This window comes from Dysgonomonas sp. 521 (assembly GCF_010501055.1).
Lineage (GTDB): Bacteria > Bacteroidota > Bacteroidia > Bacteroidales > Dysgonomonadaceae > Dysgonomonas.
On sequence record NZ_QVMO01000166.1, the window covers coordinates 1 to 4197 of the forward strand.

A 4197-nucleotide genomic window follows, 5' to 3' on the forward strand; every position below is an offset into this window, starting at 1 on the left:
TTTGGGTGGATATCTGCCGGAATGGCAGATTTTTAGAACCGATTTCTAATGGATTTAGAACCGGATTACTGGGTGGGGATGCTCCGGATTATGCAAGTATTACGGAATTTTCTTTTCAGTTGTTATACAAGTCTTTCGTATGCAGAAATTGATACTGTGACTTATGCAGACCTTAAGAAATATACGATTGACCAAAAAGAATATCTACTTCTTTGTAATAGAAGGGTAAAAAATAAGATGGACTATAAAATACCTATTGTTTCTGATAAGGTTAAAGAGCTTTTAGGTACAGGAAAAGATTTCCAGAAAATTTTTATACCTATTACCAATCAAGTAAGCAATAGGTATCTGAAAAAGATAATGAAAGACCTAAATATTGAAAAGAAAATAACATTTCATCGAGCCAGACATTCTTCCCGAACAATTGCTGCCCGAAAAGGGATTCAAGATAATATTGCAGAACGGATGATGGGGCATGCAGAGGGTAATGACATTAAAGATATATACACGCATCTACATGATGAGGATATTATTCGGGAGATGCTAAATAAGTGGATTGCCTAAAATATTAATTATATGTCATTTGAGAGGTATTTTTGGTATATCCTCTCAAATGATATTTATTGATTGGTATAGCGATTCTATCTAATCAGTCAAAATATAATAAGATACCGAAACGGTTTTATTGCTTGTCTCTGCCTTTTTAATTCCATCGACAAAAATAGAACTAGTAAAGGTTAATTCATCAGAGATCGTTTCTCTGTCATCGCCATTGGCATATACCGAGATATAGCAATAATCGCCGTATTGCATTTCAAGTTCTGTCGAAAATGGAGATTTAACAAATACTTCTTTGGCGTCTTCCGAAATGTGTTCTATATCTGCATTTTTGGTGGTGTATAGGATGCGAAGTGTCGTGTTTGGGTTATCGCAAGATGCTTCATAGCGAACTTTGTAGGTTTTACTTGTTATATCCCCATTGTTGTCACTATCGCTACTACATGAAAATATAACAAAAGAGAGAAAAAGAATGAGTGTTCTGATAAGTTTAGTCATTGGGTGTATATTTTTAGAGTGAATATTCATTTGGTGTATTTTTATGATATTATCATATTGTAATAATGTCGTTTTATCATAATATGATATTGTTATAAAAGCATATTATTGTCTTATCATTTTATTGCATTGTTTGCTCTTCAGAACCTTTGTTATACCGATTGAAGTTGTTAAACCAAGCCGCTAGCTCATCTGCATAATATACTATGCCTCTCGCATTGATGCTAAGAATAGAAGAAAGGCTTTCTGGTGTGATGTCGGAAACGACATACTTTTTCAACTGTGGTTCAATAGGGAAATCAGAAATCCCCTCTTCCTCCCTTTCCTTTTTTGACATATTGGCAATTCGGTCATATTCAGCGATAGCCTTTTTATACACTTCATTCGCTTCTATATCTTTGTCTAACAAAGGAGAAATCGCAAATGCAAGAGGATGCGTTTTATTTATACCCGGGCTGCCAACAATAGCCATGTATAAGATTGCGGTTTCTTCCCATCCTTTTTTTACTTCAATACTATGGGTGTTCCCGATGGCTACCGCACATGAGAAAAATAGCGATGGAGCTATATAATCAATTGGGTAATCAATACATTCGTTCGTGGAAAGAATAATATCTTGAATCTGTTTAGGGAATATATGTACAGGAAATTCGGATTTATCAAGCCCGAAATTCTCAAGATATTCTTGAACTATTTTAGGTGGAGTTGTGTTTTTCATTGTTTTACATTTTAGTAAAAACGCCACTTATCACAGATGGCGTTTAGCATGTTGAAAGAAATAAATTGATTGAGAAATTACACAACCGCTGTCGTGTATTATTTATTATTGTAAGCCCTTATCGAGCTTTCGAATATTCGATTGTCAGGAGTTGTTTTCAGTACACCAAGGGCTACTAAATCGGAAACTTTCTTGTGAGAGCGACCAAGTAATTTTGCCACCTGATTGATACTATATGTCTTTTCGACTTTTTCTTCGGAAACAATTTTCCTATCAAATACCTTTTCTATGATACTTTCAAGCTCTGTCGGTGTTGTTACTATAATTCTATCCATTGCTTAAAAATTAAAATTATTGGAATAATGTTATTTTTTTCTTCTACTTTCTTTTCGTTTTGCAAACGTAAATAGAATTAGTGTAACATTTTTTTTGTTTAAATTCTTTAATATGAGTACCTTATGTTTTTAACGGTAAAATAACATAATATACATGAGGTGATTAGAATCGTGTGAAAAAATGTAAAATAATCATCTCAGGTATATTTTCTCGTTAATTTTATTAACATTTTGGGTTTGGTACAATATATATTTATACGATAGCATATATGTCAAAAGGTTAATTTGCAGGTAGTTGATGATTGCTAGCGAACATCTAAACCTTAACGATGAAAACAGAAGTCTAATAGTTGTTCTTCTCAAATTTATGCATTACATTTGCAAATATAACAGCCGTGATAATTACGGTTGTGATATTTAAAAGAAAGATTGATATGAAGTTTTATAATCGTGAAACAGAACTGGAAGCATTGAGCAAAATGCGAGATTTATCCTTCAAGGAGCATTCTCAAATGACTGTACTGACAGGACGTAGGCGTATTGGCAAAACAAGTCTGATATTAGAAAGTTGCAAAGGAACAGATACAGTCTATTTATTTGTAAATCGTGGAAACGAAGCTGCTCTTTGCAAAAGCTTTGCAGAAACGATAGTGCGTGAGTTTGATATATTTGTTCCCGAAGAAACAAGCTTTGCTCGGTTGTTTACCTTTTTAATGGAACTGGGAGAGCGAAAGAAATACAACCTGATTATAGATGAATTTCAAGAGTTCTTTTACATCAATAAAGTTGTTTATAGCCAAATACAAGACATTTGGGATAGATACAGAAAAAAGACGAATGTAAACCTGATAATAAGCGGTTCAGTCTATACTTTGATGAATCGTATTTTTAAAGAATACAAAGAACCTTTGTATGGTCGTGCAGATAGTCTTATGAAGTTGTCTCCTTTCTCTACAAATGTAATTAAGGATATTCTTAAAGATTATAAATCTGATTATTCGAACGATGACCTGTTGGCATTATATACCTTTACTGGTGGTGTACCAAAGTATATCGAGCTATTCATGAATCAAGGGGCAACCGATATAGAAACGATGGTTGATTTTATGATACGTTCTGAATCTCCATTTTTAAGCGAGGGAAATATTTTACTTATCCAAGAGTTTGGACGTAAATACGGAAACTACTTTTCTATTCTTACCGCCATTGCGAATGGAAAGAATACAATCCCAGAAATAGAAGAAGCTTTGGGAGATACAAGTGTCACAGGGCATTTAAAGCGTTTAGAAGAAGATTATGAATTGATTAAGAAGAAGCGCCCAATATTCGCAAAAGAAGGAACTCAAACGGTGCGCTATGAGATATCCGATATGTTCTTACGTTTTTGGTTTAGGTATTTCATCAAATACAATGATTTAATAGAATCACAGAATTTACCTTTATTAGCTGATATCATAAAGAAAGATTATCCGACCTATTCGGGCTTAACTCTTGAAATGTATTTCCGCCAAAAGATGATGGAAAGCCATGAATTCCGCAACATCGGCTCGTGGTGGGAAGGAAAGAAAAGCACGGAACAAAACGAAATAGATATTGTAGGCATCTATGCGGATGATAAACGAGCTTTAGTTGGTGAAGTGAAACGACAGCGTAAAAATTTTAAGCCTGAATTATTTAATGCGAAAGTAGAAGCGATTAGAAAAAAAGCACTTTTCAAATACGAAATTGAAACTAAGTGCTTAACTTTGGACGATATGTAATAACAATAAATATTGGTCGAAAATTGGTCGAATAACAGATTTTCAAAATATAACTTTCTGATTATCAGCGCATAAGAAATAGGGTTCGAATCCGCCAGGAACCTCTTTGGACATTGAAGGAATAGAAAGAAAATCAATACTGTCCTAAATAAAAATAGCATTTCCAAATGCCGGCTTGCAAATATGTTCAGGCGATGGTTCAGCTATATTCTGGAAAAAGGACCCCCTGCCGATATTCGGGAGCTGGTTCAGGAGGTTCAAGGAATGGATTGTCGAGCCAGTACTGCAAATCTATCTTTACGTACAGATTGAGCCTGATGAAAGCAAC

5 protein-coding genes are annotated in these 4197 nt (G+C 34.3%); 2 read left to right on the forward strand and 3 right to left on the reverse strand.

Annotated features, from left to right (window positions below; genetic code table 11):
* Positions 1 to 48: 48 nt before the first annotated feature.
* Positions 49 to 564 (forward strand): tyrosine-type recombinase/integrase, encoded by a 516-nt coding sequence (locus tag D0T84_RS21470; protein ID WP_163309976.1) that lies wholly within the window; start codon positions 49 to 51, stop codon positions 562 to 564.
* An 81-nt stretch (positions 565 to 645) separates the two neighbouring features.
* Here D0T84_RS21470 and D0T84_RS21475 read toward each other — a convergent pair whose 3' ends face one another.
* The 3 genes from D0T84_RS21475 to D0T84_RS21485 form a co-directional block, all read right to left on the reverse strand.
* Positions 646 to 1056: a hypothetical protein gene (locus tag D0T84_RS21475; RefSeq protein WP_163309977.1), complete on the reverse strand. Its 411-nt coding sequence runs from the start codon at positions 1054 to 1056 to the stop codon at positions 646 to 648.
* A gap of 121 nt (positions 1057 to 1177) precedes the next feature.
* Entirely contained in the window at positions 1178 to 1774 is a 597-nt protein-coding gene (locus D0T84_RS21480; RefSeq protein ID WP_163309978.1) for a DUF3987 domain-containing protein, read from the reverse strand.
* 98 nt (positions 1775 to 1872) lie between these two features.
* Complete coding sequence (locus D0T84_RS21485) at positions 1873 to 2109, reverse strand: hypothetical protein (RefSeq protein WP_163309979.1); 237 nt, start codon at positions 2107 to 2109, stop codon at positions 1873 to 1875.
* 434 nt (positions 2110 to 2543) lie between these two features.
* On the opposite strand from D0T84_RS21485, the gene D0T84_RS21490 reads away from it, so the two are divergent.
* A complete protein-coding gene (locus tag D0T84_RS21490; protein WP_163309980.1) occupies positions 2544 to 3869 on the forward strand; it encodes an ATP-binding protein in 1326 nt (441 codons plus the stop codon).
* The last annotated feature ends 328 nt before the right edge of the window (positions 3870 to 4197 follow it).